General features: G+C 75.2%; 18 protein-coding genes. 9 read left to right on the top strand and 9 right to left on the bottom strand.

Translation table 11 applies throughout. The features are described from left to right. Positions 1-1,056: alpha/beta hydrolase (locus tag ACSNN9_RS15890; protein WP_436673958.1), on the top strand; the 1,056-nt coding region annotated here is incomplete at its 5' end. A gap of 63 nt (positions 1,057-1,119) precedes the next feature. Here ACSNN9_RS15890 and glmS read toward each other — a convergent pair. After that, positions 1,120-3,033 (bottom strand): glutamine--fructose-6-phosphate transaminase (isomerizing), encoded by a 1,914-nt coding sequence (gene glmS, locus ACSNN9_RS15885; protein ID WP_357880423.1) that lies wholly within the window; start codon positions 3,031-3,033, stop codon positions 1,120-1,122. 204 nt (positions 3,034-3,237) lie between these two features. On the opposite strand from glmS, the gene ACSNN9_RS15880 reads away from it, so the two are divergent. Next, entirely contained in the window at positions 3,238-4,434 is a 1,197-nt protein-coding gene (locus ACSNN9_RS15880) for a pyridoxal phosphate-dependent aminotransferase (RefSeq protein ID WP_436673956.1), read from the top strand. A 20-nt stretch (positions 4,435-4,454) separates the two neighbouring features. On the opposite strand, the gene ACSNN9_RS15875 is transcribed toward ACSNN9_RS15880, so the two are convergent. Further along, the gene (locus ACSNN9_RS15875; RefSeq protein WP_436673954.1) at positions 4,455-5,060 is read right to left on the bottom strand and encodes a helix-turn-helix transcriptional regulator; all 606 of its coding nucleotides are present in this window, start codon (positions 5,058-5,060) and stop codon (positions 4,455-4,457) included. 95 nt (positions 5,061-5,155) lie between these two features. On the opposite strand from ACSNN9_RS15875, the gene ACSNN9_RS15870 reads away from it, so the two are divergent. Both ACSNN9_RS15870 and ACSNN9_RS15865 read left to right on the top strand, forming a co-directional pair. After that, positions 5,156-7,984 (top strand): FtsX-like permease family protein, encoded by a 2,829-nt coding sequence (locus ACSNN9_RS15870; RefSeq protein WP_436673952.1) that lies wholly within the window; start codon positions 5,156-5,158, stop codon positions 7,982-7,984. Positions 7,985-7,986: 2 nt separating this feature from the next. Continuing rightward, the gene (locus ACSNN9_RS15865) at positions 7,987-8,736 is read left to right on the top strand and encodes an ABC transporter ATP-binding protein (protein ID WP_436673950.1); all 750 of its coding nucleotides are present in this window, start codon (positions 7,987-7,989) and stop codon (positions 8,734-8,736) included. 154 nt (positions 8,737-8,890) lie between these two features. On the opposite strand, the gene glmM is transcribed toward ACSNN9_RS15865, so the two are convergent. The 7 genes from glmM to ACSNN9_RS15830 form a co-directional block, all read right to left on the bottom strand. Continuing rightward, the gene (gene glmM, locus ACSNN9_RS15860) at positions 8,891-10,246 is read right to left on the bottom strand and encodes a phosphoglucosamine mutase (protein WP_436673949.1); all 1,356 of its coding nucleotides are present in this window, start codon (positions 10,244-10,246) and stop codon (positions 8,891-8,893) included. 110 nt (positions 10,247-10,356) lie between these two features. Next, a complete protein-coding gene (rpsI, locus tag ACSNN9_RS15855) occupies positions 10,357-10,824 on the bottom strand; it encodes a 30S ribosomal protein S9 (protein WP_121399850.1) in 468 nt (155 codons plus the stop codon). Positions 10,825-10,844: 20 nt separating this feature from the next. Continuing rightward, positions 10,845-11,288 carry a 50S ribosomal protein L13 gene (rplM, locus tag ACSNN9_RS15850; RefSeq protein ID WP_154941857.1) on the bottom strand — a complete coding sequence of 148 codons (444 nt, stop codon included), beginning with the start codon at positions 11,286-11,288 and terminating at the stop codon, positions 10,845-10,847. A gap of 191 nt (positions 11,289-11,479) precedes the next feature. Next, positions 11,480-12,868, bottom strand: a complete 1,389-nt coding sequence (locus ACSNN9_RS15845) for an MFS transporter (RefSeq protein WP_436673947.1) — start codon at positions 12,866-12,868, stop codon at positions 11,480-11,482. Between the two features lie 124 nt (positions 12,869-12,992). Continuing rightward, positions 12,993-13,286, bottom strand: coding sequence for a type II toxin-antitoxin system PemK/MazF family toxin (locus ACSNN9_RS15840; protein ID WP_436673945.1), 294 nt, complete (start codon positions 13,284-13,286; stop codon positions 12,993-12,995). Next, positions 13,276-13,533, bottom strand: coding sequence for a DUF6364 family protein (locus ACSNN9_RS15835; RefSeq protein ID WP_088998395.1), 258 nt, complete (start codon positions 13,531-13,533; stop codon positions 13,276-13,278). Before ACSNN9_RS15835 ends, ACSNN9_RS15840 begins: the two co-directional genes overlap by 11 nt. A gap of 51 nt (positions 13,534-13,584) precedes the next feature. Continuing rightward, positions 13,585-14,280 (bottom strand): class I SAM-dependent methyltransferase, encoded by a 696-nt coding sequence (locus tag ACSNN9_RS15830; RefSeq protein WP_436673943.1) that lies wholly within the window; start codon positions 14,278-14,280, stop codon positions 13,585-13,587. A 147-nt stretch (positions 14,281-14,427) separates the two neighbouring features. On the opposite strand from ACSNN9_RS15830, the gene ACSNN9_RS15825 reads away from it, so the two are divergent. The 5 genes from ACSNN9_RS15825 to ACSNN9_RS15805 are packed head-to-tail and all read left to right on the top strand — an operon-like array spanning position 14,428 to position 21,981. Further along, the gene (locus ACSNN9_RS15825) at positions 14,428-16,572 is read left to right on the top strand and encodes a molybdopterin oxidoreductase family protein (RefSeq protein WP_436673941.1); all 2,145 of its coding nucleotides are present in this window, start codon (positions 14,428-14,430) and stop codon (positions 16,570-16,572) included. Further along, positions 16,569-18,014, top strand: a complete 1,446-nt coding sequence (locus tag ACSNN9_RS15820; RefSeq protein WP_436673940.1) for an FAD-dependent oxidoreductase — start codon at positions 16,569-16,571, stop codon at positions 18,012-18,014. The genes ACSNN9_RS15825 and ACSNN9_RS15820 overlap by 4 nt, the downstream gene beginning before the upstream one ends. Continuing rightward, a complete protein-coding gene (gene nirB / locus ACSNN9_RS15815) occupies positions 18,011-20,536 on the top strand; it encodes a nitrite reductase large subunit NirB (RefSeq protein WP_436673939.1) in 2,526 nt (841 codons plus the stop codon). The genes ACSNN9_RS15820 and nirB overlap by 4 nt, the downstream gene beginning before the upstream one ends. Before the next feature lie 11 nt (positions 20,537-20,547). Next, on the top strand, positions 20,548-20,892 hold the full coding sequence (gene nirD / locus ACSNN9_RS15810; protein ID WP_436673961.1) for a nitrite reductase small subunit NirD: 345 nt from the start codon (positions 20,548-20,550) through the stop codon (positions 20,890-20,892). Further along, a complete protein-coding gene (locus tag ACSNN9_RS15805) occupies positions 20,893-21,981 on the top strand; it encodes a uroporphyrinogen-III synthase (RefSeq protein WP_436673937.1) in 1,089 nt (362 codons plus the stop codon). It abuts the gene before it with no gap. Positions 21,982-22,006 lie beyond the last annotated feature (25 nt).

The following is a 22,006-nucleotide window of genomic DNA, read 5'->3' as shown; positions in this document are numbered from 1 at the left end:
CTGACCCTGCTGGTCGACGGCTCGCTCGCCGACCGGCTGCGCAAGCGGGACGCCCCGATCGTGGTCACCCCGCACGAGCCGGGGCTGGTCGGCCGCCTCGACGGGGTGCCGGTGGCCGCCCGCGACCAGGCCAACCGGTTGCTGCTCGGGGCCCGGCGGGCGGAGCTGCTGGCCGCGCGGCGACGGCTGCTGGAGCGGGTGCCGCGCGGGCCGGTCGAGCTGGCCGGGCTGTCGCGCGTCGGGAGGTCGCTGGCGGGGCTGGACGCGCTGGCCGCCCGCCTGACCGGCGACGAGCAGCCCCGGGCCTACCTGCTGGGGCTGGGCACGGCCGGCGAGGGGCGGGCGGTGGTGGCGCTGGGCAACCCCGACCGGTCGACCCGGGTGCTGACCTACGTGCCGGGGATGACCGCCGGCCTCCACGACGTGCCCGGCGAGCTGGGCCGGGCGGCCCGGGTGCTGTCCCGCTGCGGCGCGCTCGCCCCCGAGGAGGAGGCCGCCGCCGTGCTGTGGCTGGACTACGACGCCCCCGACTTCCTGCACGAGGCGGCGTGGCCGGGCCAGGCCCGCGACGCCGGCCCGGCGCTGCACCGGTTCCAGGAGGGGCTGCGGGCGACCCACGACGACCCGCCGGGCCGGCAGACCGTGCTGGGCCACAGCTACGGCTCGCTGGTGGTCGGCACGGCCGCCCGCGACCACGGGCTGGCCGCCGACGCGCTGGTCTTCGTCGGCTCGCCCGGGGTGGGGGTCGCGCACGCGGGCGAGCTGGGCCTGCCGCCCGGGCAGGTCTGGGCGAGCACCGCGCCGGACGACGTCATCCGGTGGGCCCGGCCGCCGGACGAGCTGGCCCGCCGGGCCCTGCTGAACGCGTCGCCGGTCGGCCCGGCGATCGGGACGCTGCTCGGCGCGCCGGAGCGCGAGCTGTGGTTCGGGCAGGACCCGTCCCACCCGGGCTTCGGCGGGCGTACGTTCCCCAGCGGCCGGCACGGGCACACCGGCTACTGGGCGGCCGACAACCCGGCCCTCGACGGGATGGCCCGGGTGGTGCTCGGGCGCTGACCCCGGACGCGGCGGGCCCCGCCCACCGGCGCGGTGGACGGGGCCCGGCACGGGGCGGTACGGCTACTCGACCGTGACCGACTTGGCCAGGTTGCGGGGCTGGTCCACGTCGTGCCCCCGGGCGGCGGCGATCTCCGCCGCCAGCACCTGCAACGGCACGGTGGTGACCAGCGGCGCGAGCAGCGTCGGCGTACGCGGGACGTAGATCAGGTGGTCGGCGTAGCGGACGACCGCCTCGTCGCCTTCCTCCGCGATCACGATGGTCCGGGCGCCGCGCGCCCGCACCTCCTGGATGTTGGAGACCACCTTGTCGTGCAGCATGCCCCGGCCGACCGGCGAGGGCACGATGCAGATCACCGGGGTGCCCTTGTCGATCAGCGCGATCGGGCCGTGCTTCAGCTCGCCGGCGGCGAAGCCCTCGGCGTGCATGTACGCCAGCTCCTTGAGCTTGAGGGCGCCCTCCAGGGCCACCGGGTAGCCCACGTGCCGGCCGATGAAGAGCACGGTCGGCTCGGCCTTCAGGTCGCGGGCCAGCTCGCGGACGGGCTCGATCCGGTCCAGCAGCTCGCGCAGCTTGCCCGGCATCTCCTGGAGCTGGGCGACCACGGCGGCCACCTCGTCGGCGAACTTGATGCCACGCACCTGGGCCAGGTGCAGGCCGATCAGGTAGCAGGCGACGAGCTGGGTGAGGAACGCCTTGGTGGACGCGACGGCGATCTCCGGCCCGCCGTGGGTGTAGAGGACCGCGTCGGACTCCCGGGGGATGGTGGAGCCGTTGGTGTTGCAGATGGCCAGGACGCGGGCCTTCTGCTCCTTGGCGTGCCGCAGCGCCATCAGGGTGTCCATCGTCTCGCCGGACTGCGAGATCACGACGATCAGCGTGGACCGGTCGAGGACCGGGTCGCGGTAGCGGAACTCGCTGGCGAGTTCCACCTCGCACGGGATCCGGGTCCAGTGCTCGATGGCGTACTTGGCGACCAGGCCGGAGTGGTAGGCGGTGCCGCAGGCGACGATGAAGATCTTGTCGACGTCGCGCAGGTCCTGGTCGCTGAGGCGGACCTCGTCGAGCATGATCTCGCCGGAGTCGGTGAGCCGGCCGAGCAGCGTGTCCGCGATGGCCTGCGGCTGCTCCTCGATCTCCTTGAGCATGAACCAGTCGTAGCCGCCCTTCTCGGCGGCGGAGGAGTCCCAGTCGATGTGGAAGTCCTTGCCGCTGGCGGGCTGGCCGGCGAAGTCGGTGATCTCGATGGTGTCGCCGGTGATCAGGACGATCTGGTCCTGGCCCAGCTCCACCGCCTCCCGGGTGTGCTCGATGAACGCGGCCACGTCGCTGGCGAGGTAGTTCTCCCCCTCGCCCCGACCGACCACCAGCGGCGAGTTGCGCCGGGCGCCGACGACCGCGCCGGGCACCGCGGCGTCGACGGCGAGCAGCGTGAACGCGCCCTCCAGCCGCTGGCAGACCACCCGCATGCCGGCGGCGAGCAGCTGCGGCCCGTCGGGGTGGCCGGCGGCGCGCAGGTCGGCCAGCGCGGCGGAGAGCAGGTGCGCCGCGCACTCGGTGTCGGTGTCGCTGGTGAACTGGACGCCGTCGGCCTCCAGCTCGGCGCGCAGCTTCGCGAAGTTCTCGATGATGCCGTTGTGGATCACGGCGACGCGGCCGTCGGGGGCCAGGTGCGGGTGGGCGTTGCGGTCGGTCGGACCGCCGTGGGTGGCCCAGCGGGTGTGCCCGATGCCGGTGGTGCCGTCCCCGATGCCGATCGGGCTGGCCGCGCAGGACGTGGGATCCTCGGCGGCCCGCTCGGAGAGCACCTTCTCCAGGTTGGCCAGCTTGCCGGCCTTCTTCTCGGTCAACAGCTGGCCGTCGCAGACGATGGCGACGCCGGCCGAGTCGTAGCCGCGGTACTCCAGCCGCCGCAGTCCGTCGAGCACGATGCCGAGCGCCGGGCGCGCGCCGGCGTAACCCACGATTCCACACATGTCCCGCAGCCTAGCCTAGTTCCACTCATCGCGCGTGCGCGAAAGCCGGGTAAACGATCACCCAACTTGAGCGATCGGAGGGGAAGCGACACCCTCCGTGACATAACTCCGCCGGGCGGACGGGACGCCGGCGACGGTTCCGGGCGCTCGGGCGGCGGCCCCGGCAGGGGTTGAAGCCGCGCCGGGAGTCCGTAGGCTGGCGGCGTGACGACCACCGCCGACGTCGACCCGCTGGTGGCCCGGATGCGCCCGTTCGGGACGACCATCTTCGCCGAGATGTCCGCCCTCGCCGTGCGCACCGGCGCGGTCAACCTCGGCCAGGGCTTCCCGGACACCGACGGGCCGCCCGAGATGCTGGCCGCCGCCGCGGAGGCGCTGCGCACCGGGCAGAACCAGTACCCACCGGGTCCGGGCGTCCCGGCGTTGCGCGCGGCGGTGGCCGCGCACCAGCGCCGGTTCTGGGGGCTGGAGTACGACCCCGACGGCGAGATCGTGGTGACGGCGGGCGCCACCGAGGCGATCGCCGCCGCGATCCTCGGGCTCTGCGAGCCGGGCGACGAGGTGGTCTGCTTCGAGCCGTACTACGACTCGTACGCCGCCTCGATCGCGCTGGCCGGCGCGGTCCGACGCCCGGTCACGCTGCGTCCCGCCGCCGACGGCCGGTACGCCTTCGACCCGGCCGCCCTGCGCGCCGCGTTCGGCCCGCGCACCCGGCTGGTGCTGCTGAACTCGCCGCACAACCCCACCGGCAAGGTGTTCACCCCCGACGAGCTGGCCCTGGTCGCCGAGCTGTGCCGGGAGCACGGCGCGTACGCGGTGACCGACGAGGTGTACGAGCACCTGGTCTTCACCGACGCGTCCACCCCGCACGTGCCGCTGGCCACGCTGCCCGGAATGCGCGAGCGGACGCTGCGCATCTCGTCGGCCGGCAAGACGTTCTCCTGCACGGGCTGGAAGGTCGGCTGGGTGAGCGGGCCGGCGGCGCTGGTGTCGGCGGTGCTGCGGGTGAAGCAGTTCCTCACCTTCGTCAACGCCGCGCCCCTCCAGCCGGCGGTCGCGGTGGCGCTGGCCCTGCCGGACGACTACTTCGCCGACTTCCGCGCCGGCATGCAGGCCCGCCGGGACCAGCTCGTCGGCGGGCTCACCGACGCCGGGTTCCAGGTGCTCCCGCCGGAGGGCACGTACTTCGTCACCGCCGACGTCACCAGCCTGGGCGGGCGGGACGGGGTGGAGTTCTGCCGGTCCCTGCCCGAGCGGTGCGGGGTGGTGGCCGTGCCGACGCAGGTCTTCTACGACGACGCCGAGGCCGGCCGGCACCTGATCCGCTTCGCCTTCTGCAAGCGCCCCGAGGTGCTGACCGAGGCCGTCACCCGGCTGCGCCGGCTGACGGACGCGCGGTGACCGGCGCGTACGCCTGACCGTCAGCCGGCCGCCCGGGCCGGGCCGGGCCCCCGCTCCCCCGGTGCCCCCTCGGAGCGGGGCGCCCGGAGCCGGGCGAGCACCGCGCCGCCGTCGGCGAGCAGCACCCCCTCGGCGTCGTCGACGAAGGCCAGGTCGGCCTCGACGTGCCGGCTCGCCGCCGAGAGCAGCAGGCCGACGACCGGGTCGCCGGCCCGGCGGCGCAGCCCGTCGAGGTTGCGCAGCTCCCGCATCAGGTGACCGCGCTGGTTGCCGAGCACCGTCCGCACCGTGGCCGGCTCGCCGGCGCGGGCCGCGGCGGTCACCTTGAGGAAGAAGTCGTCCCGGAACCCGCCGCTGCGCGGGCTGGGCTCGGCGAGCCAGCGGTCCAGCTCGGCCCGGCCGTCCGGGGTGATCTCGTAGACGACCCGGTCGGGCTTGACCGGCTGGGGCTGCCGTTCGGCGACCACCAGACCGTCCCGGGAGAGCCGGTCGAGGATCTGGTAGAGGTGCCCGATGTTGAGCGGTCCCCACTGCGGGCCCACCGCCTCCTCGAAGGCGCCCTTCAGCTCGTAGCCGTAGCTGGGGCCGCCGGCCAGCAGGGCCAGGACCGCGTGCTGTATCGCCACCGTCTCCTCCGATCCGGCCCGGGCTCGCGCCGACGGGGCCTTGCATTGTCACAATGTATCGCGCACAGTGTGCTCAGCACACGGGGAGGCGCGACATGCTCGACATCATCTGGAAGCAACTTCGCGGCCGTGCGGGACGGTCGGTGGCGCTGCTGCTCGGCGTGCTGGTGGCGACCACCGGATTCGTCGTCCTGACCGGCGCCACCACCACCTCCCGGCTCGACGTCACCGGCGCCGTCGAGCGGAACACCGAGGCCGCCTACGACATCCTGGTCCGCCCGAAGGGCGCGCGCACCCCGCTGGAGACCGAGCGCCGGCTGGTCCAGCCCAACTACCTCTCCGGCCTCTTCGGCGGCATCACCACCGCGCAGTACGACCAGGTGAAGGCAGTCGCCGGGGTGGACGTCGCCGCCCCCATCGCCATGCTCGGCTACTCCACCGCCCCGGTGCCCACCCCGCTGGACCTGACCGGGGCGGTCGACCGGTCGCTCGACCGGCAGGTCATCCGCGTCGACCCCCGGTTCGTCGCCGAGCGCGGGCTCTCCGGCACGCCGGGCCGACCCCGCTTCGTGTACGTCACCACCCACCCGTTGATCTACCCCCGCATCGACCTGCGCCATACCAGCGACGCCACCATGTACACCGACGGGCGCTCCTATCCGTGGTCCGACACGTGCGGGCCCGCGCCCCGCGAGATGCTGCCCGACGGCCGCACCCGGGCCGTCTGCGACCCCCGGCACACCCTGGGCAGCCCGGGCGCGTACTCGGAGCGCGAGGAGTGGTCGCTGGTGGCCGTACGGCTGCTCCCCGACGGCCGGTTCGAGGCCGGAGCGGGCGTCCTCGCCGGCGGCGGGTCGGGCCCCTCGTCCACCTCGGACCGGCTGCGGATCGCGGTCCACCTGACGGTGCCGCTCCTGCTCGCCGCCGTGGACCCGGCCGCCGAGGACCGCCTCGTGGGCCTCGGCGGCGCGGTGGTCGACGGGCGGGCACTGGGCCCGGACGACACGGCGACCGCCAGGCGGGCGGGCTCCGGGGAGATCCTCACCGTGCCGGTGCTCGCGACCAGCAGCCCTTTCGTCGACGAGGAACTGCGTGCCAGCTTCACGCGGCTGCCCGCGGCCCGTCCGGCCGGTGTCGACCTCATCGAGCTGGAACGGGCCCTGGGGCGCGGTCCCGCGCTCCCCGCCGGCGACGCCCGCCACGACGTCGCCGCCGGCTGGCGCACCTGGCTCTCCACCGGCCTCTCCCCGACCGGCTGCTGCTTCGGCCAGCTCCAGACGATGGTGCAGGCCGGGCCGACGCGCTACGACCGGCTGCCCGACGGCACGCTGCGGGTCGACGCGCTGCCGGCGGCCGATCCGGCGGTGTACGGCGACCGGTTCACGTACAACCCCTTCCCGCGTCCCTGGCTGGCCGAGGACACGGGGGCGCGGTCGCTGCGCAAGGTCCCGCTGAAGAAGGACAGGTCGGGCAACCCGTACCGGGGCTGGCGGGCCGTGGGGGTCTTCGACCCGGCGAAGCTGACCGGCTTCAGCGACCTCGGGCGGGTGCCGCTGGAGACGTACGAGCCACCGTCGGCGCAGGGCGCGGACGCCCGCAGCCGCGACGCCCTGGGCGGCCGTCCGCTGGAGCCGGGCGGCAACCCGGCCGGGCACCTCTCGGCCCCGCCGCTGCTGCTGACCAGCCTCGACAGCGTGCCGAAGCTGCTGGCGGGCGGCGGCAGTCCGCAGCTTGCCGCCCCGATCAGCGCGATCCGGGTCCGGGTCGCCGACGTGGGCGGATACAACGACCGGGCCGCCGAGCAGGTCCGCCTGGTCGCCGAGCGGATCGCCCAGGTCACCGGGCTCGACGTCGACATCACGCTCGGCTCGTCGCCCACCCCGCAGGCCGTGGAGCTGCCCGCCGGGTCGTTCGGCCGGCCGGCGCTGCGACTGGCCGAGAACTGGTCGGCGCTCGGGGTCGCCTCGGTGATCACCAAGGCGGTGGACCGCAAGAGCGTCGCGCTCTTCGTGCTGGTGCTGGTGGTCTGTGCGCTCTTCCTCGGCAACGCGGTCGCCGCCGCCGTCCGGGACCGCCGGTCCGAGCTGGCGGTGCTCGCCTGCCTGGGCTGGCCGGCCCGGCGGATCGGCGCGCTGATCCTCGGCGAGGTCGCCGCCCTCGGGCTGGCCGCCGGGCTGCTCGCCCTGGCGCTGGCGGTCCCGCTCGGGGTCGCGCTCGGCATCGACGTCGGATGGCGACGGGCGCTGCTGGCCGTACCCGTGGCCCTGCTGCTGGCGCTGGTCGCGGGCCTGACGCCGGCCCTGCGGGCCGCGCGCGCCCACCCGGCCGCCGCGCTGCGCCCGGCGGTGGCGACGGCCCGCTGGGTACGCCGGCCGCGCACCCTGGCCGGGCTGGCCCTGGCCAACCTGGCCCGCACGCCCGGGCGCACCCTGCTCGGGGCCGGCGCGCTGGCCATCGGGGTGGCCGCGCTGACCCTGGTCGCCGCCGCCGGGTACGCCTTCCGCGGCGCCATCGTCGGCAGCCTGCTCGGCGACACGGTGTCGCTGAGCGTGCGGGGCGCGGACACCATGGCCGCCGTCGCGACGGTGCTGCTCGGCGCCGCCGCGGTCGCCGACGTGCTCTACCTGAACATCCGGGACCGGGCCGCCGAGCTGGCCACCCTGCGCGCGGTCGGCTGGAGCGACGCCGCGCTGGGCCGCCTGATCGCCTACGAGGGGCTGGCCCTCGGAGTGCTCGGCGCGGTCACCGGCGCCGGCCTCGGCCTGGCCGGGGCGGCCTGGCTGGTCGGCGCCCTGCCCGGCACGTTGGTCACGGTCGCCGCGCTGGTGGCGGTGGCCGGGGTCCTGGTCACCTCGATGGCCGCCCTGGTCCCGGCCGCGCTGCTACGCCGGCTGCCGACCGCACGACTGCTCGCGGAGGAGTGACGATGGAGACGACGACGGTGGGCAGCACGGTCCGGGTCGCCGGGCTGGCCCGACGGTTCGGTGCCGGCCCGCAGCAGGTGACCGCGGTCGACGACGTGTCCCTGGAGATTCCGGCAGGGGCGGTGGTGGCGCTGACCGGGCCCAGCGGCTCCGGGAAGTCGACGCTGCTGCACATGATCGGGGCGATCGAGCAGGTCGACGCCGGCACGATCACCGTGGACGAGCTGGAGATCACCGGGCTCGGCCGGTCCGCCCTGACGCGGTACCGGCAGCGGGTGGGCTTCGTCTTCCAGCGCTACCACCTGCTGCCCGCGCTGACCGTGCTGGACAACGTGATCGCGCCGGTGCTGCCCCGCCGGGGGCGGGCCGACCACGCCGCCCGGGCCCGGGAACTGCTCGACGCGGTGGGCCTGGCCGGGCGGGAGCGGGCCCTGCCGGCCCAGCTCTCCGGCGGCCAGCAGCAGCGGGTCGCGATCGCCCGGGCGCTGATGGGCTCCCCCGGGTTGCTGCTCGCCGACGAGCCGACCGGCAACCTCGACTCGGCCACCGGCGGTCAGATCCTCGACCTGCTGCTGGACCTGCGCGACCGGCACGGCATGACGATCCTGCTCGCCACCCACGAGCGGGCGATAGCGGCCCGGTGCGACCGGCTGATCCGCCTCGGCGACGGGCGGATCATCGAGGACGTGGACCTCACCGACGGCGAGGACCCGGCGGCCACCTTCCAGCGCGCCGCCGGCCTGCGCCTGTAGGGGCCTTTCCGGACGGGGACGAGGCCGGCCCCTCCTCGGCGCACGTCCACGCCGGATCGCCGCCGAGGTTCCGACCGCGCCCGCCCGGCTGCCCGGGCTGAGGAAAGGCGTCGGCCCGGGCCCGCCGGTGACGGGTCCGGGCCGACGAGGAAGGTCAGGCGGTCGGGCTGGCGGTGCGGACCTGCTCGGCGATCCGCTCGGCGACGCTGCGGGCGGTCTGCTCGGTGGCGGCCTCGACCATCACCCGGACCAGGGGCTCGGTGCCGGACGGGCGCAGCAGCACCCGGCCGGTCTCCCCCAGTTCCGCCTCGGCCCGCTCGACCTCGGCCCGGACGGCGGGCGCGGCCGCGCCGACCGTGCGGTCGCCGACGGGGACGTTGATCAGCACCTGCGGCAGCCTGGTCACCACGGCGGCCAGCTCCGCGAGGGACCTCCCGGTGGCGGCGATCCGGGACATCAGGTGCAGCCCGGTCAGCACGCCGTCGCCGGTGGTGGCGTACGCGGGCATCACGATGTGCCCGCTCTGCTCGCCGCCGAGCGCCAGCCCGGACGCGCGCAGCTCCTCCAGCACGTACCGGTCGCCGACCTTGGTCTCCAGGAGCCGGATGCCCTGCGCGGACATGGCCAGCCGCAGGCCGAGGTTGCTCATCACGGTGGCGACCAGGGTGTCGTCGGTGAGGGTGCCGGCGTCCCGCATGGCGAGCGCGAGGATGGCCATCACCTGGTCGCCGTCGACCTCGTCGCCGTCGGCGGTCACCGCGACGCAGCGGTCGGCGTCGCCGTCGTGGGCGATGCCCAGGTGCGCGCCGTGCTCCACCACGGCGGCCCGCAGGGCCTCGATGTGGTTGGAGCCGCACTCGTCGTTGATGTTGAGGCCGTCCGGCTCGGCGTAGATGGCGACGACCTCGGCCCCGGCCTCCCGGTACGCCACCGGCGCCACCTCGGCCGCCGCGCCGTTGGCGCAGTCGACCACGACCTTGAGCCCGTCGAGGCGGTGCGGCACGGTGCCGATCAGGTGCTGCACGTAGTGGTCCGCGCCGTCGAGCAGGTCGTGCACCCGGCCGACGCCGGCGCCGACCGGCCGCTTCCAGGCGGTGGTGGCGTTCGCCTCGACGGCCGCCTCGATCCGCATCTCGATCTCGTCCGGCAGCTTGTGCCCGCCGGCGGCGAAGAGCTTGATCCCGTTGTCGGGCATCGGGTTGTGCGAGGCGGAGAGCATCACGCCGAGGTCGGCCTTGGCCTCGGCGGTGAGGAACGCCACGGCCGGGGTGGGCAGCACGCCCACCCGGACCACGTTGGCGCCGGCGCTGGTGAGCCCGGCGACCACGGCGGCCTCCAGCATCTCGCCGCTGGCCCGGGTGTCCCGCCCGACCACGGCCAGCGGGGGATGGCTCCGGTCCGACTCGGCGAGTGTGTGCGCGGCGGCGACCGCCACCGCCAGCGCCAACTCAGGCGTGAGATCCGCGTTCGCCCGCCCGCGTACGCCGTCCGTGCCGAACAACCGGCCCATACCCGCCAACCTCCGATGAAACGGTCCAGGAAAGGCGAACGGCCGGGCCACCTCCCGTCGAGGGGAGGTGAACCCGGCCGTCCGTCAGAAGTACAACGTGCAGCTGTTGATCAGCGCTTCGAGTACTGGGGAGCCTTACGGGCCTTCTTGAGGCCGTACTTCTTGCTTTCCTTGACCCGGGCGTCCCGGGTGAGGAAGCCGGCCTTCTTCAGCGCCGGACGGTCGTCCGGCTCGCTGACGATCAGGGCCCGGGCGATGGCCAGCCGGAGCGCGCCGGCCTGACCGGTGGTGCCGCCGCCACGCAGGTTGGCGATGACGTCGAAGGCTTCCGGCTTCTCGGCGGTGACCAGCGGGTCCTTGATCAGCTGCTGGTGCACCTTGCTCGGGAAGTAGGCCTCAAGGTCACGGCCGTTGCACGTGATCTTGCCGCTGCCGGGGACGATGCGCACCCGGACGATGGCCTCCTTGCGCCGACCCACGGTCTGGATCGGGCGGTCACCACGCGGCGCGCGGGCGACGGGCGCCGGCGCCTCGGTGGCCTCCTCGGGGGCAACCTCGGTCTCGGTGATGTCGGTCATGCTGTTTCCTTCGCCCGCGCTCACTGCGCGATCTGCTTGATCTCGAACGGCACCGGCTGCTGCGCGCCGTGCGGGTGCTCGGCACCGGCGTAGACCTTCAGCTTCTTGATGAGCTGACGGCCGAGCTTGTTGTGCGGGAGCATGCCCTTGACGGCCAGCTCGATGGCCCGCTCGGGACGCTTGGTCAGCAGCTCGTCGTAGCCGACCTGCTTCAGGCCACCCGGGTAGCCGGAGTGGCGGTAGGCGATCTTGGTCTGGCGCTTGTTGCCGGTCAGCGCGACCTTGCCCGCGTTCACGATGACGACGAAGTCGCCCGTGTCGACGTGCGGCGCGAAAGTCGGCTTGTGCTTGCCGCGCAGCAGCGTGGCGGCGTGGGTGGCCAGGCGGCCCAGCACGACATCAGAGGCGTCGATGACGTGCCACTGACGCTCGATCTCACCCGGCTTCGGGCTGTACGTACGCACAGGTATACCTTGTCTCGTCGTCGGTCTGGGGTCGCGCGCCGAGGTTACCGGGCGCGCACGAACGACCAAGCGTACCTCAGGCGGCACGCCTCTGGATGTCGTACAACAGCAGGCAACGATACCCGCCGCCCCGTCGGCAGGTCAAAACGGGGTACCGCCCCCACCTGGCCCCCGAGGATACCTGGCGGGGCTCACACCCCGGCCAGCCGGCGCGGGCCCGGGCGCAGGTAGACCAGCCAGGTCACCCCGAAACAGACCGCGTACGCGGCGATGAAGGCGACGTACGCCGCGTCCGCGCTGCCCCCGGTCAGGAACGACTGCCGGAAGGCGATGTTCACCAGCACCCCGCCGGAGGCCCCGACCGCCCCGGCGATGCCGATCAGCGAGCCGGTCATCCGACCGGCCCAGCGCTGCGCCGCGGCCGCCTCCCGCCGGCCGGCGTCCACCTCGGCCGTCGCCCGCGCCCGGAAGATCGCCGGGATCATCTTGTACGTCGAGCCGTTGCCGATCCCGGAGAAGACGAAGAGCGACAGGAAGCCGAGCAGGTAGAGCCCGAACGACCGCTCCCGGGCGGCGAAGAGCACCAGCGAGGCGCCGGCCGCCATCGCGACGAAGTTCCAGAAGGTCACCCGGGCCCCGCCGAGGCGGTCGGCGAGGTGCCCGCCGACCGGCCGGACCAGCGAGCCGGTCAGCGGGCCGAGGAAGGTGAGCCAGGCGGCGTCGACCGGGGTCGGGAAGCGCTCGGCGAACTGGAGCTGGAGCACCTGGCCGAAGGCGAAGCCGAAGCCGATGAAGGAGCCGAAGGTGCCGATGTAGAGCAGCGACATGACCCAGGTGTGCGGATCGCGGGCGGCCTCGCGCAGCGCGCCGGGTTCGTTGCGCGCCCCGGGGATGTCGTCCAGCCCGCGCGCCGCGGCGAACGCGGCCAGCACGATCAGCGGCAGGTAGACGGCCGGCACCAGGCGGGGGTACGCGGCGCCCGCGGTCGCCAGCACCGCCAGGCCGACCAGTTGCACGGCCGGCACGCCGAGGTTGCCGCCGCCCGCGTTGAGCCCGAGCGCCCGCCCCTTGAGCCGAGACGGGTAGAAGAGGTTGATGTTCGCCATCGAGGAGGCGAAGTTGCCCCCGCCGACGCCGGTCAGGCAGGCCAGCACCATCAGGGTCGAATAGGAGACGCCGGGCTCCAGCAGCACCGTCATCGGCACGGCCGGCACGAGCAGCAGCAACGCGCTGACGATCGTCCAGGTCCGTCCGCCGAAGCGGGCCACGGCCAGCGTGTACGGCAGTCGCAGCGCCGCCCCGAGGGCGGCCGGCACGGCGGTGAGCAGGAACTTCCCCGCCGGGTCGATGCCGTACTCGGGGCCGAGGAAGAGCACCGTCACCGACCAGAGGCTCCACACGGAGAAGCCCACGTGCTCGGCGAAGATCGAGACCCAGAGGTTGCGCCGGGCGACCGACGCCCCCGTCGTACGCCAGAACTCGGGGTCCTCGGGCCGCCAGTCGTCGACGCGGTGCCGGCGACCGGCGGCGACCGGCGGGGCGGCCTGGGTCGGGGGTGTGGTGGGGGCCAGTGTGCTCACGGCGACTCCTCCTCGTCGGTGCGACCTGGAGGAACGCTAGGAACCGGGGGTTACCCCACGGTGCCCGTCGCGGGTCGGGCCGGAAACGGAGACCGCACCGCGGGCGGATGCCGCCGGTGAGATGTCAGAGCTGTTGCAGGATGCGCAGCGCCCGGCCGACCCGGAGCATGGTCTCGGTGTCGGCGACGTCCACGCACTCGGTGAACCACTTCTTCATCGGCGAGGAGATCCGGTCGGGCATCACCACGTAGGGGCCCATCGGCACGGCCAGGGGCGAGTCGCGCAGCAGCGCCTCCTCGACCACCTCGGCCACGATCACGATCGGCACGTCGGTGGAGTTGTAGACGTCGGAGCTGATCACCAGCCCGAGCCGTTCCCGGGCGCCGTCGATGCGCCAGACCTCGCCCCTACGCAGCACGCGGGCGTCCGCCGAAGAGCACGTCGTCGACCATGCCCACCTCGCGGGCGTCCGCGAGGGCGGCGGCTTCGAGGTCGAGCCCGGCCCGGCCGACGGCGGCGGCGTGCGCGGTGAAGACCTCGCGCAGCGCCTTCTCCCGCGCCGCCTGGTCCATCCACGCCGACAGGGAGAGTCCTTCGCGTTTGGCGAACCGCCGGGCCTCCTCGATCGTCTCGTCGGAGAACGACAGGGTCACCTTGGCAGTCATGCCAGGCAGACTACCCATCGGTATGACCGGCAGTCATCCCGTCGGGGGCGGCTATTCGCGCCGGCCGCCGAACACGGCAAACCGCCACTGCTTGAAGAAGCAGTCGACGTCGACCAGACCCGCCTCGGCCAGCCAGCGGCACTGCGCGGCGACCGGGGCCGGCCGGTCGTACGCCATCCGGCCCTCGGCGGCGGCGATCTCGTCGGCGTCGGAGCCCAGCGCGGCCACCTGCGCCAGCCACACCTCGTGGTAGCGGCGGTCCAGCGCCGGGGTGGGGCCGGCGACCTGCTCGGCGTTGACGAAGACGCCGCCGGGCGCCAGCGCCGCGGGCACCCGCCGGTAGAGCTCGCGCTTGCCGGCGTCGTCGAGGTGGTGCACGGCCAGGGCGCTGACCACCGCGTCGTAGCGGCCGGCCGGCAGCGGGTCGGCCAGGTCGGCCAGGGCCGTCCGGTGCGCCACCCCGCGGGCGCGCAGGTGGTCGGCGGCGACGGCGAGCATGGCCGGCGCGGCGTCGACCAGGGTCAGCCGGGCCTCCGGCACCGCCGCGGCGAGCAGCAGCGACAGCAGCCCGGTGCCCGCGCCCAGGTCCAGCACCTCGGGGGTACGCCCCGCGGCGAGCGCGGCCCGCAGCGGCGGCGCGGCCACCTCGACGGCGGTGCCGTAGAAGGCGTCGAAGCAGGGCACCAGGCGCCGGCGGGCCTCGTCGTAGCTGCCGGCCACCGCGTCGAAGACCTCGGCCACGTCCATCCGCGCCTCCCAAATATCAAGACGGATTTCCCACATTGTAAACGTCGCGAGTCGGCCCGGTGCCCCCGTGCGGTGTGAGCGGCTCTTGACAGGACCGAAACAAACGGGACCCGGACCGGAAACCGCTCCCCGGCACGCTTTGCCGACATGACAGACGGTGCACACGCGGCGACCGGACCGGGGCCGGCGCCCCGGGAGGTGGCGACGCACTGCCCGTACTGCGCCCTCCAGTGCGGGATGACGCTGCGCGAGGATTCCGCCCGGGTGACGGTGCTCCCCCGGCAGTTCCCCACCAACCGCGGCGGCCTCTGCCAGAAGGGCTGGACGGCCGCCGAACTGCTCGACCACCCCGAGCGGCTGACCACCCCGCTGCTGCGGGACCCGGTCGGCGGCGAGCTGCGCCCGGCGAGCTGGGACGCCGCCCTCGACCGGATCGTCACCGCCCTGCGCACCGTCCAGGCGGGACACGGGCGGGACGCGGTGGCCGTCTTCGGCGGTGGTGGGCTCACCAACGAGAAGGCGTACGCGCTGGGGAAGTTCGCCCGGGTGGCGCTGCGCACGAGGCACATCGACTACAACGGACGGTTCTGCATGTCCTCGGCGGCGGCGGCCGGTACGCGCGCCTTCGGCATCGACCGGGGCCTGCCGTTCCCGCTGGCCGACCTGGGCCGGGCCGACACGCTGCTGCTGGTCGGCGCGAACCCGGCGGAGACCATGCCCCCGCTGGTGCGCTGGCTGACCGAGCAGCGCGAGCGCGGCGGCCGGCTGATCGTGGTCGACCCCCGGGTCACCGCCACCGCCCGCCAGGCCGACCTGCACCTGCAACCCCTGCCCGGCACCGACCTGGCGGTGGCGAACGCGCTGCTGCACGTCGCGCTCACCGAGGGCTGGGTCGACCGGGACTACGTGGCCGACCGCACCACCGGGTTCGAGGCGGTCCGCCGCACCGTCGCCGGCTGGTGGCCGGCCCGCGCCGAGGCGCTCTCCGGGGTGCCGGTGGCCGACCTGGAGGCGACCGCCCGGGCCCTCGGCACCGCCGAGCGCGTGATCATCCTGACCGCGCGCGGCGCCGAGCAGCACGCCAAGGGCGTCGACACGGTCACCGCCTTCGTCAACCTGGCGCTCGCCCTCGGGCTGCCCGGTCGCCCCGGCTCCGGCTACGGCTGCCTCACCGGGCAGGGCAACGGGCAGGGCGGACGCGAGCACGGGCAGAAGGCCGACCAGCTCCCCGGCTACCGCAGGATCGACGACCCGGCCGCCCGGGAGCACGTCGCCGGGGTCTGGGGGGTGCCGGCCGAGGAGCTGCCCGGGCCGGGCGTGCCGGCGTACCAGCTGCTGGATTCGCTGGGCACGCCCGCCGGGCCGAAGGCGCTGCTGGTCTTCGGCTCGAATCCGGTGGTCTCCGCGCCCCGCGCCGCCCGGATCGAGCGCCGGCTGCGCGAGGTCGACCTGCTCGTGGTCGCCGACTTCCTGCTCTCCGAGACGGCCGCGCTGGCGGACGTGGTGCTGCCCACCGCCCAGTGGGCCGAGGAGGACGGCACGATGACCAACCTGGAGGGCCGGGTGCTGCGCCGCCGCGCGCTGCGCCCACCGCCGCCCGGGGTCCGTACCGACCTGGAGGTCCTCGCCGGCCTGGCGGACCGGCTGGCCGCCGCCGACCGGTCCGGGGCCGCCGCCCCGGCGGGCCGGTTCCCCACCGACCCCCGGGTCGTCTTCGCCGAGCTGCGGCGCGCCTCGGCCGGCGGGACCGCGGACTACGCCGGGGTGAGCTGGGCGCGGATCGACGAGCGCGACGGCGTGTTCTGGCCGTGCCCGGCCGAGGACGGCCCGGACACCCCCCGGCTCTTCGCCGACCGCTTCGCCACCCCCGACGGGCGGGCCCGGTTCCACGCCGTGGAGCACCGGCCGGCGGCCGAGGAGGTGTGCGCCGAGTACCCGCTGCACTTCACCACCGGCCGGGTGCTCGCGCAGTACCAGTCGGGCACCCAGACCCGCCGGGTCGCCGCGCTGCGCCGGGCCGCCCCCGACGCGTTCGTCGAGCTGCACCCCGACCTGGCCGGGCGGCTCGGCATCGGCGACGGCGAGCCGGTGCGGGTGGTCTCCCGCCGTGGAGAGCTGCGCGCGCCGGCCCGGCTCAGCACCGCCATCCGGCCGGACACCGTCTTCGCGCCGTTCCACTGGGGCGGCGCCGCGCGGGCCAACTCGGTCACCAACGACGCCGTCGACCCGGTCTCCGGGATGCCGGAGTTCAAGATCTGCGCCGTCCGGCTGGAGAGGGTGGAGCGACGATGAGCGAGCGGATCGTGGTCGTCGGCAACGGGATGGCCGGCTCCCGGCTGGCCGGCGAGCTGCACGCCCGGGGCGGGGACCGGAAGGTCACCGTGCTCGGCGCGGAGCCGCACCGGGCGTACAACCGGATCATGCTCTCCACCCTGCTGGCGGGCAGGATCGGCGAGCCGGACGTGGAGCTGGCCGAGGCCGCCGGGCAGGGCGTCGACCTGCGTACCGGGGTGACGGTCACCGCCATCGACCGCGCCGCCGGGACGGTCCACACCGACGACGGCGACCGCGTCGCGTACGACCACCTGGTGCTCGCCACCGGCAGCCGGGCCGTGGTGCCTCCGCTGCCCGGGCTGGACGGGCCCGAGCTGCCGGCGCGGGTGGCGCCCTTCCGCACCCTGGACGACTGCCGGCGGATCCTCGCCGTGGCCGACGGCGCGCGCAGCGCCCTGGTGCTCGGCGGCGGGCTGCTCGGCCTGGAGGCGGCCCGCGGGCTCGCCGCCCGGGGCCTCGACGTCGGGGTGGTGCACCCGGTGCCGTACCTGATGGAACGGCAGCTCGACCCGGCCGGCGCGGCCGTGCTGGCCGGCACGCTCGCCGGCCTCGGGGTGACCACCCACCTGGCCGTCGCGGCCACCGGGGTGGTCGCGGACGCCGACGGGGTACGCCTCGACCTGGCCGACGGCCGCTCGCTCACCGCCGACCTGCTGGTCCTCTCCTGCGGGGTACGCCCCGACACCGCCCTCGCCCGCGCGGCCGGGCTGGCCGTGGAGCGGGGCGTGCTGGTCGACGACCGGCTGCGCACCGGCGACCCGCGGATCTCGGCGATCGGCGACTGCGCCCAGCACGACGGCGCGCTCACCGGCCTGGTCGCCCCGGCCTGGGCGCAGGCCCGGGTGGTGGCGCAGCTGCTCACCGGCGAGGACGCCGGGGCCCGCTACCGGCCCCGGCCGGCGGTGACCCGGCTCAAGGCGGCCGGCATCGACCTCGCCGCCATGGGCGACCCGGGCGACGGCGGCAGCGGCACCGGCGAGGAGCTGACCTTCGCCGACCCGGCCCGGGGCACGTACGCGCGGCTGCGCATCCACGACGAGCGGCTGACCGCCGCGATCCTGCTCGGCGACAACCCGGCGGTCGGCACGGTCATCCAGCTCTTCGACCGGGGCCAGCCGGTGCCGGCCGACCGGCGCTCCCTGCTGCTCGGCCGGGCGTTCGGCGCGACGGCGGGCGCGCAGGCCGCGACGCCGGCGCTGATGCCGGACGCGGCGACCGTCTGCCAGTGCAACGACGTCAGCAAGGGAGCGCTGGTGAGCTGCTGGCGTTCCGGGGCCCGGACGGTCGACGCCGTGATCGCCGCGACCCGGGCCGGCACGGGGTGCGGCGGCTGCCGCGACGCGGTCGCCGGCATCGTCGACTGGCTGTCCGAAGTGGATTCAGTGGAGGTGGCGCCATGAGCGAGCGAGTCGGCAGGCTGGTCGTCGTCGGCAACGGCATGGTCGGGCAGCGCTTCGTCGACGCGCTGCGCGCCCGCGACCCCGAGGGGCGGTGGCGGGTCACCGTGCTCGCCGAGGAGACCCGCCCGGCGTACGACCGGGTGCGGCTCTCGGCGTTCTTCGACGGCGTCGGCGCCGAGGAGCTGAACCTGCACACCCCCGACGACGGGGTGGAGCTGCGCCTGGGCGAGCCGGCCACCGGAATCGACCGGGAGCGGCGGCTGGTGCGCACCGCGACCGGCGAGCACCCGTACGACGCCCTGGTGCTGGCCACCGGCTCGTACGCCTTCGTGCCGCCGGTGGACGGCGCGTCCCTGCCCGGGGTCTTCGTCTACCGGACGCTGGACGACCTGGAGGCGATCCGGGAGCACGCGCGGGGACGGCGCACCGGGGCGGTGGTCGGCGGCGGCCTGCTCGGGCTGGAGGCGGCGAACGCGCTGCGGCTGCTCGGGCTGGACACCAGCGTGGTGGAGTTCGCGCCCCGGCTGATGCCGGTGCAGGTGGACACGGCCGGCGGCGCGATGCTCCGCCGGTACGTCGACGAGCTGGGCGTCGCCACCCACCTGGGCGTCGCCACCACCGCCGTCCGGCCCGGCCCGGACGGCACGGTCGCCGGGCTGGAGCTGGCCGACGGGAGCGTGGTCGACGCCGAACTGGTGGTGGTCGCGGCCGGCATCCGGCCCCGCGACGAGCTGGCCCGGGCGGCCGGTCTCGCCCTGGGCCCGCGCGGCGGCGTACTGGTCGACGACGCCTGCCGGACCGCCGACGAGCGGATCTGGGCGGTCGGCGAGTGCGCGGCCGTCGACGGCACCTGCCACGGCCTGGTCGCCCCCGGGTACGCGATGGCCGAGGTCGTCGCCGACCGGCTGGTCGGTGGGGCGGCCACCTTCCCCGGCGCGGACACCGCCACCAAGCTCAAGCTGCTCGGCGTGGACGTGGCCTCGTTCGGCGACGCGCACGGCACCACGCCGGGCTGCCTCGACGTGACGTTCACCGACCCGGCCACCCGGGTCTACGCCAAGCTGGTCCTCTCCGACGACGCGCAGACCCTGCTCGGCGGGGTGCTGGTCGGCGACGCCGGCGCGTACCCGACGCTGCGGGCCAGCGTGGGCGGCCCGCTGCCCGCTCCCCCGCTGGCACTGCTCGCGCCCGCCGGCGCGGCGGGCGCGGGCGCCGGCGCGCTGCCCGCCGCCGCGCAGGTCTGCTCGTGCAACGCGGTGACCCGCGCCGACGTGGACGCCGCGATCGCCGGCGGCTGCGCGGACGTGCCGGCGCTGAAGGCGTGCACCCGGGCGGGCACCAGCTGCGGCTCCTGCGTGCCGATGCTCAAGCAGCTCCTCGACGCGGCCGGGGTGCGGCAGTCGACGGCGCTCTGCGAGCACTTCGACGCCAGCCGGCAGGAGCTGTTCGACATCGTCCGGGTGCGCGGCGTCCGCACCTTCTCGCAGCTCGTCGCCGAGCACGGCCGGGGGCGCGGCTGTGACATCTGCAAGCCGGTGGTCGCCTCGATCCTCGCCTCCCTCGGCACCGGCCACGTGCTGGACGGGGAGCAGGCGTCGTTGCAGGACACCAACGACCACTTCCTGGCCAACCTGCAACGCGACGGCAGCTACTCGGTGGTGCCCCGGATCCCCGGCGGCGAGATCACCCCGGAGAAGCTCATCGTGATCGGCGAGGTGGCCCGGGACTTCCAGCTCTACACGAAGATCACCGGTGGGCAGCGGATCGACCTGTTCGGGGCCCGGGTCGAGCAGCTGCCGCAGATCTGGCGCCGGCTGGTCGACGCCGGCTTCGAGTCCGGCCACGCGTACGGCAAGGCGCTGCGCACGGTGAAGTCCTGCGTCGGCGAGACCTGGTGCCGGTACGGGGTGCAGGACTCGGTCGGGCTGGCCATCGCCCTGGAGCTGCGCTACCGGGGGCTGCGCGGCCCACACAAGATCAAGTCGGCGGTGTCGGGCTGCGCGCGCGAGTGCGCCGAGGCGCGCAGCAAGGACTTCGGCATCATCGCCACCGAGACCGGCTGGAACCTCTACGTCGGCGGCAACGGCGGCTTCCGGCCCCGGCACGCCGACCTCTTCGCCACCGACCTGTCCACCGAGGCGCTGGTCCGGCTGGTCGACAGGTTCCTGATGTACTACGTCCGCACCGCCGACCGCCTGCAACGCACCGCCGCCTGGATCGAGGCGATGGAGGGCGGGCTGGACCACCTCCGCGCGGTGATCGTGGACGACTCGCTCGGCCTGTGCGCCGAACTCGACGCCGCCATGGCCCGGCACGTCGCCTCGTACTCGGACGAGTGGCGCGACGTGCTGGAGGACCCGGTACGGCTGCGCCGGTTCGCCTCCTTCGTGAACGCCCCCGAGGTGCCCGACCCGTCCATCACGTTCGCGCGCGAACGGGGCCAGCCGGTCCCGGTGGGCCGGGCGCCGGCCGACGAGGGCCGGCAGCCCGTCGCGCTGGGCATGCCGGAGGTGCGGCGATGACCACCACGACGATGCCCACCACGACGGGCGCCTGGACGCCGGTCTGCCCGTTCGACCGGCTGGAGCCCGAGCGGGGCGTCGCCGCGCTCGTCGGCGGCGTGCAGGTGGCCCTGTTCCGCACCGCCGACGGGCTGTTCGCCATCGACAACCGCGACCCGGTCGCCGGGGCGTACGTGTTGTCGCGCGGGATCGTCGGCAGCCGGGGCGGGGTGCCGACGGTGGCCTCGCCGCTGCACAAGCAGGTGTACGACCTGCGCACCGGGGTCTGCCTGGACCTGCCCGGCGTCGCCGTGCCCCGGCACGACGTGCGCTGCCGGGACGGCCTGGTCGAGGTGCGGCTGCGACAGGAGGGGTGAATGCGCGACGAACTGGCCGGCTTCACCATCGGGGTCACCGCCGACCGCCGGCGGGACGAACTCGCCGCGCTGCTCCAGCGGCGGGGCGCCCGGGTGGTGATCGCCCCGGCCCTGCGGATCGTGCCGCTGGCCGACGACACCGACCTGCGGGAGGCCACCCGGGCCTGCCTGGAACGGCCGCCGGACGTCCTCATGGCCAACACCGGCATCGGGATGCGGGGCTGGCTGGAGGCGGCCGAGGGCTGGGGGCTGGCCGAGCCGCTGCGCGGCGTGCTCGCCGACGCGTACGTGGTGGCCCGGGGGCCCAAGGCGCGCGGGGCCATCCGGGCCGCCGGCCTGCACGACCAGTGGTCACCGGACTCGGAGAGCTGCGAGGAGGTGATTGAGCATCTGTGCCGGCGCGGAGTGGCCGGGCAGGTGATCGCCATGCAGCTGCACGGCGAGCGGCAGCCGGAGTGCACGCTGGCGCTGGAGGCGGCCGGGGCCACCGTGATCGAGGTGCCCGTCTACCGCTGGGCGCCACCGACCGACCCGGCCCCGCTGCACCGGCTGATCGACCTGGTCGCCGGCCGGCTGGTCGACGCGGTCACCTTCACCTCGGCCCCGGCGGCAGAGGCGCTGCTGCGCGCCGCCGGGGACCGCTGCGACGCGGTGCTGGACGCGTTCCGGGGCGACGTGCTCGCCAGTTGCGTGGGCGCGGTCACCGCGGAGCCGCTGCTGCGGCGCGGGGTCCCGGTCAGCGCGCCGGCCCGGGCCCGCCTGGGCGCCCTGGTCCGGACCATCGTCGACGAACTGCCGCGCCGCACCGTCACCCTGAAGGTGGCCGGTCACCTGCTCACGCTGCGCGGGCACGCGGCCGTGGTCGACGGCGAGCTGCGCCCGCTCGCGCCGGCGCCGATGGCGGTGCTGCGGGCGCTGTGCGGCTCGCCCGGCCGGGTGCTGTCCCGGACCGCCCTGCTGCGCACGCTGCCGCGCGGCGCCGACGAGCACGCCGTGGAGATGGCGGTGGCCCGGCTGCGCGCCGGGTTGCGCGCGCCCCGCGTGGTGCAGACGGTCGTCAAGCGCGGCTACCGCCTCCGGGTCGACTGACCCGACCCGGAGGCGGCGCCGTTGC

This window comes from Micromonospora sp. URMC 107 (genome assembly GCF_051386315.1).
GTDB lineage: Bacteria > Actinomycetota > Actinomycetes > Mycobacteriales > Micromonosporaceae > Micromonospora.
The sequence above is the reverse complement of the archived record's forward strand: the minus strand, read 5'-3'. Positions and strand labels throughout refer to the sequence as shown.